9 protein-coding genes and 2 pseudogenes are annotated in these 5,015 nt (G+C 57.9%); 4 read left to right on the top strand and 7 right to left on the bottom strand.

Going from position 1 to position 5,015, the window contains the following annotated elements; translation table 11 throughout:
- A partial coding sequence (locus VGP75_RS07250) for a formate dehydrogenase accessory sulfurtransferase FdhD (protein WP_327543016.1) occupies window positions 1-635 on the bottom strand: 635 nt, incomplete at its 3' end.
- Window positions 636-697: 62 nt separating this feature from the next.
- Here VGP75_RS07250 and VGP75_RS07255 point away from each other — a divergent pair.
- Window positions 698-1,420, top strand: a complete 723-nt coding sequence (locus VGP75_RS07255) for an AzlC family ABC transporter permease (RefSeq protein WP_327543017.1) — start codon at window positions 698-700, stop codon at window positions 1,418-1,420.
- Entirely contained in the window at window positions 1,417-1,752 is a 336-nt protein-coding gene (locus VGP75_RS07260; protein ID WP_327543018.1) for a branched-chain amino acid transport AzlD family protein, read from the top strand. Before VGP75_RS07255 ends, VGP75_RS07260 begins: the two co-directional genes overlap by 4 nt.
- Here VGP75_RS07260 and VGP75_RS07265 read toward each other — a convergent pair.
- The 5 genes and pseudogenes from VGP75_RS07265 to VGP75_RS20600 form a co-directional block, all read right to left on the bottom strand.
- The gene (locus tag VGP75_RS07265) at window positions 1,736-2,350 is read right to left on the bottom strand and encodes a hypothetical protein (protein ID WP_327543019.1); all 615 of its coding nucleotides are present in this window, start codon (window positions 2,348-2,350) and stop codon (window positions 1,736-1,738) included. The genes VGP75_RS07260 and VGP75_RS07265 overlap by 17 nt on opposite strands.
- 6 nt (window positions 2,351-2,356) lie before the next feature.
- Complete coding sequence (locus VGP75_RS07270) at window positions 2,357-2,491, bottom strand: aa3-type cytochrome c oxidase subunit IV (RefSeq protein ID WP_327543020.1); 135 nt, start codon at window positions 2,489-2,491, stop codon at window positions 2,357-2,359.
- A gap of 64 nt (window positions 2,492-2,555) precedes the next feature.
- Window positions 2,556-3,035, bottom strand: a complete 480-nt coding sequence (locus VGP75_RS07275) for a DUF6173 family protein (RefSeq protein ID WP_327543021.1) — start codon at window positions 3,033-3,035, stop codon at window positions 2,556-2,558.
- Window positions 3,032-3,247, bottom strand: coding sequence for an Lrp/AsnC ligand binding domain-containing protein (locus VGP75_RS20595; protein WP_414727785.1), 216 nt, complete (start codon window positions 3,245-3,247; stop codon window positions 3,032-3,034). Before VGP75_RS20595 ends, VGP75_RS07275 begins: the two co-directional genes overlap by 4 nt.
- Before the next feature lie 102 nt (window positions 3,248-3,349).
- Window positions 3,350-3,601, bottom strand: a pseudogene (locus tag VGP75_RS20600) (Lrp/AsnC family transcriptional regulator); the annotation flags it as partial.
- Here VGP75_RS20600 and VGP75_RS07285 point away from each other — a divergent pair.
- Window positions 3,600-3,839, top strand: a complete 240-nt coding sequence (locus tag VGP75_RS07285) for a DUF6356 family protein (RefSeq protein ID WP_327543023.1) — start codon at window positions 3,600-3,602, stop codon at window positions 3,837-3,839. The pseudogene VGP75_RS20600 and the gene VGP75_RS07285 sit on opposite strands and share 2 nt — an antisense overlap.
- Before the next feature lies 1 nt (window position 3,840).
- Complete coding sequence (locus tag VGP75_RS07290; protein WP_327543024.1) at window positions 3,841-4,608, top strand: class II glutamine amidotransferase; 768 nt, start codon at window positions 3,841-3,843, stop codon at window positions 4,606-4,608.
- On the opposite strand, the pseudogene VGP75_RS07295 reads toward VGP75_RS07290, so the two are convergent.
- Window positions 4,605-5,015: pseudogene (locus VGP75_RS07295) on the bottom strand (MBL fold metallo-hydrolase); the annotation flags it as partial. The gene VGP75_RS07290 and the pseudogene VGP75_RS07295 sit on opposite strands and share 4 nt — an antisense overlap.

A 5,015-nucleotide genomic window follows, 5' to 3' on the forward strand; every position in this document is an offset into this window, starting at 1 on the left:
GTGTAGAGAATTTTGTCAGCAGCGCTGACCCCTTCGGAGAGCATCCAGCCTGCGATTTTATCGACGGCGTTGTGGCGGCCCACATCCTCCATGTAGACCAGCGGGCGGTTGCCCTGACACAAGATCGTGCCATGGATTGCGCCTGCCTCGAGGTAGAGCGACGGAGTGCGGTTGATCTGTGCGGCCAGCGCATAAAGATCGGACGTGCGGATCTGGACGGGTGGCAGGATGACACCTTCAAGCCCTTCCATCATGTCACCGAAGACCGTGCCGACAGCGCAGCCGCTGGTGCGGGTCTTTTTCTTGAGTTTATCCTCATAGCTTGTTTGCGCTTCGGTCCGGACCACGACGGTTTCAAGCTCTTCGTCGTAGTCCACACCTTTGATCACATCATGCGCGCGCAACATGCCCTGATTGCGCAGAAAACCAAGGGCCAGATAGGCGGGATAGTCACCGATCGTCATGGCGGTGACGATTTCCTGGGAATTGAGAAAGATGGTCAGCGGGCGTTCTTCGACCACGTTGAGTGCAACGCGCGCGCCCGTCTGATCTGTGCCGGTGACCGCGCGCGTCAGGCGCGCCGCAGCCGGATCAGGGGCGATCAGGTAGCCAGAGGTATCGTGGTTCTGTGCCAATTGTCATTTCCTGTGCGCATGGGTAAAGGCAGATGTAACCCGCGCGAGGCTAGGGCAAAGCCATGACGACTTCTACCATGAAAACACCTGCAACATCGGCCTATTGGGCCGGGCTGCGCGACGGCGCGCCATTCATTCTGGTCGCCGCGCCATTTGCCATGGTGTTTGGTGTGGTTGCCACCGATGCGGGGCTGAGCCTGGCGCAGGTCATGGGTTTTTCTGTGCTGGTCATTGCAGGCGCGTCGCAGTTTGCGGCGCTGCAGATGATGGTTGAAAACGCGAGCATTGCCTTTGTTTTGCTGGCGGCGTTGGCGGTAAACCTGCGGATGGCGATGTATTCGGCGTCACTGGTGCCCTATCTGGGTGCTGCCCCTTTGTGGCAGCGGGCCTGTGTCGCCTACCTGAATTTTGATCAGCCCTATCTGCTGTCGATCGCGCGCTATGAAGCGCGTCCCGCGATGACCGTCCCGGAACGGTTCGCCTATTTTATCGGGGCGGCCACACCGATCACGCCGCTGTGGATTTTGATGACATATGTGGGCGTTGTGGCAGGCAAGTCGATCTCGGATGCTTGGGCGCTTGATTTCATTATGCCCATCATGTTTCTGGCATTGGTCGCACCTATGGTGAAATCGCTGGCGCATGCCGCGGCGGCGGCGGTATCGGTTTCTGTGGGGCTGTTGCTGGTGGGGCTGCCTTCGGGAACAGGTTTGTTGATTGCTGCGGGGTCGGCGATGCTGACAGGCGCTTTGGTCGAGGTTTGGCTGGAGAAGCGTGCGTCATGAATTATGCGACGGCTGAAATCTGGACGATTATCGCGCTGATGGGGATCGGGACGTTTCTGATCCGGTTCTCGTTCCTCGGCCTGATTGGTGACCGTCCGATGCCGCAGTTTGTGCTGCGCCTGCTGCGCTATACGCCTGTTGCGGTGCTGCCCGCGATGGTGGCACCGTTGGTGCTGTGGCCGGCGGCAACCGACGGGCAGTTTGATCCGGTGCGGATGTTGGCGGCGCTTGCGACTGTCACGGCCGGGCTTTGGACGCGTAGCGTGCTATGGGCGATCTTCGCGGGCGCATTCACGCTTTACGCAGGGATCGGGATCACTGCTGCCCTCTGAGAATGGCAGTGATCTCTTCCAGAGCAAGAGTTTTGTCGTCAGCATCGTTTTCGCGGTACTCAAGCGTGGTGACACCGGGGAGCTTGGCGAAATCTTCTCTGATCCTGCCCGGCCCCCAAGTTTGACGGATTCCGCCAAAACCCGGAAGCTGTCGCAGCATGCGTGACGTGACACGGGCACAGCTCGCTTGCGGGACAGGGCCAGAGACAAGGGCGAGGTTGAGCGCCTGTTCCGCAACATCGGGCGCTACTTCCACCGTTTGTCCAACGACATAATATGTCTCGCGTGCGTGGAAGCTGACGTAGAATTTTTCCAGCCTTGGGGTGACACCGAAAAGCACGTCATTGCGTTCGGGCATCACGTCTTGCCTGAAAGAGCCGGCAGGGTCAAACAGCACCCTCTGGCTCGCGTTGATCAGCAATGCGCTATGGGCGCCGTTGCCGGAGCCCACATTCTTCATGGTATAAAGGGTCAGGTATTTGCGGCCAGGCTTACGGTAAATTGCCCGCGACACAACATCGTCAGGCGCCCACACTTCTTGCGCGGTGCAGGCTGAAAGTGCCAGTGGCAGGCCGACAAGAAAGGCGCGCCGGTTCACGTCAAATTAGACCGCGATGAGCGCGAGGAAGATCAGGAAAACGATAATGCCGATCGTTGCCTTCGTTGTCATGCTCATGAAACCCTCAAAGGCTTTTTCCTGAGCAGTGATATCCATTTCACCGTGCTTGTGTTCAGCCATCGTACGGCTCCTTCGTTATCTTTGCATTGTTCGCATAGCCGATTCATTTCGCGCTGTCACGCGGTCAGGTCGTCACATCTGCGTCGTTATCCAAAGCTGTGGCCAGTTGAAAGCCAATCCTTGTGGGTTCGGGCTGGTCAATGTGTTTGGGGCTTGCGACCAAGGTCACATTCAGCTGGCTGACATGCTGGATCAGCTGGGTGCGCGCGCCACTGTCGTCGATGCCGTAATAGGTGACGATATCGGGGTCGTAGTACCCCAAGCCCTCGATCTTGATGACACCGGTGTTGCCGCCCGCAAGGCCCAGTCCGACCTCGTGATCGTTGTCCAGCTGCGCTTCAAAGTTCTGGATATACATGATGATGCGCTCATACGCCCATTGTGCCGCGCTTTTGGGGGCATTGGGGGTTTTGAGCGCTTTGGGCGTTTTATCCCCTGTGACGGGTTTGGCGTCAGGGTTGGTGTGGATTTCGCGGCACTTTGGCAGAATGTCAGCTTCCAGCAGTTCGGCCGAGGTCTCAATTTCCATGGTTGTCTTGGTCATAGCGGCACCGCGGTTGTTTCCTTGATTTCCTCCATAACGAAACTGGCCGAGATATCCGAGACAGAAATCCGTGAAGTCAGCCGTTTGTAGAAGGCGTCATAGGCTGGGACGTCTGCAACACGCACCCGCAAGACGTAGTCAAGATCACCCGTCATCCGGTAGGCGCCGACGACTTCCGGAAAACTGTGCAGCGTCGCTTGGAAGCGTTTCATCCAGTCCGCATCATGGGCGTTGGTGCGGATCATGACCATGACTGTCAGTGGTACCCCGACGCTGGCGGGGTCGACCAATGCGACACGCCCTTTGATGACGCCGGATTGCTCCAGCGCTTTGATCCGCCGCCAACAGGCGTTGCGCGACAGGTTCACAGCATCGCTGACGTCATCGACCGACAGCGTTGCATCAGTTTGAATGATCCGTAGAATTGCACGGTCTAAAGTGTCTAGTGAATGGCCCATAGTTGGGATTTTATCCCAATATTGATATAATTTGCAATCATGTTTGGGATCGTTGTGCAGCAGGACTTCGATAATTTGCGGTAAAGCATTGAAGGAACCTGCTCTCATGTCTGACGCATCGCACACCTCATCCCGCAAAAACCCGCTCGCCGCCCTTTTCTTGAATCACCCTGCCACCGTCGATGAGACCTATTTCCAGCACATGCGTTTTGCTTTTGGCTTTGCGTTCTGGTTAGGAACCGCAGCGCTTGCCGCTTTGGTCCATGCGATTGTGCCCGCCATGTGTGAAACCACCGCAAGCCGCATTCTCAAGCGCCTTCACGCCCGGATTGAAAGCCGCCACTGATATGTGCCGTATCGCGGCCTATACCGGCCCTGAAATCCCGCTCGAGAACATCATTGTGCGCCCTGCCCATTCGTTGCTGGCGCAAAGCCAGCATGCGCATGAAGCCAAGCTGACCGTGAATGGTGATGGCTTCGGGATCAGCTGGTATGGCGCGGATACCGCCCCCGGTCTTTACCGTGATGTGCTGCCGGCGTGGGCGGATGAGAATCTGACAAACCTGTGCCGCATGGTGCATTCGCGCCTCTTTATCGCGCATATCCGTGCGTCCACTGTGGGCGAAACGAGCCGCGCGAACTGTCATCCGTTCAAGTTTGGCAAATGGTCGTTTTGCCACAACGGCCAGATCCCGCATTTCAAAACGATCCGGCGCCGGATGCTGGCCGCACTCCCCGATCATCTGTTCGAGGCGATGCAAGGCACAACCGACAGTGAAATGATATTCTTCACCTTGCTGGCAAACGGGCTCGAGGTTGATCCGGCTGCGGCGATGCGCGCAACGCTGGCGCAAATCGGACCTGCCGGTGATGATGGTCCTATCAAGATCACGTGTGTTTTCTCCGATGGTGAAACGCTTTTTGCCTACCGCCATGCGACCGCGGGCAACGCACCGTCGCTATATGCCTCGGGTGTCTTAGATAACGGCGGACGTTCGCTTGCGTCAGAGCCGTTGTGCGGGACTGCTGCGCGTTGGACTGCCATTCCGACAGACACGATCTGTGCGATGACAGTGGCTGGGGTGACAACGCTGGACGGATTGGTCGCGGCCTAGGCCACCTGATAGGCCCATGCGCCATCGTCGCGAAGTTGCCGTGTGACAAGGCCCGCCTGGTGCAGGTGATTAAGGTGGGCGACCGCCTCGACCAAGGCCAGACCGTATTCGCCCCCGCTGATATTGCGTTTGAAGAGCGGGATGAAACATTCACCAGCGCTATGGGGTTCCGTCAGGTGCTTCATCAGGCGTTTCAGTGCGCCGTGGTGATTGTCGATCAGTTGCGCCAGCCGTGTCGGTAGACCCGTGAAGGGCAGTTTATGGCCACCAAGCACGAGGTGATCGGTCTGTGCCACGCTCTGGAATTTTTCACAGGAGGTCAGCCAGTCGGTGACGGGATCGGCCTCGGGTTCTGTGGGATAGACGCCGAGGTTCGGGCTGATTGACGGCAGGAGCTGGTCGCCTGC

The sequence above is a fragment of the Yoonia sp. genome, from assembly GCF_036007805.1.
Classification (GTDB): domain Bacteria; phylum Pseudomonadota; class Alphaproteobacteria; order Rhodobacterales; family Rhodobacteraceae; genus Yoonia.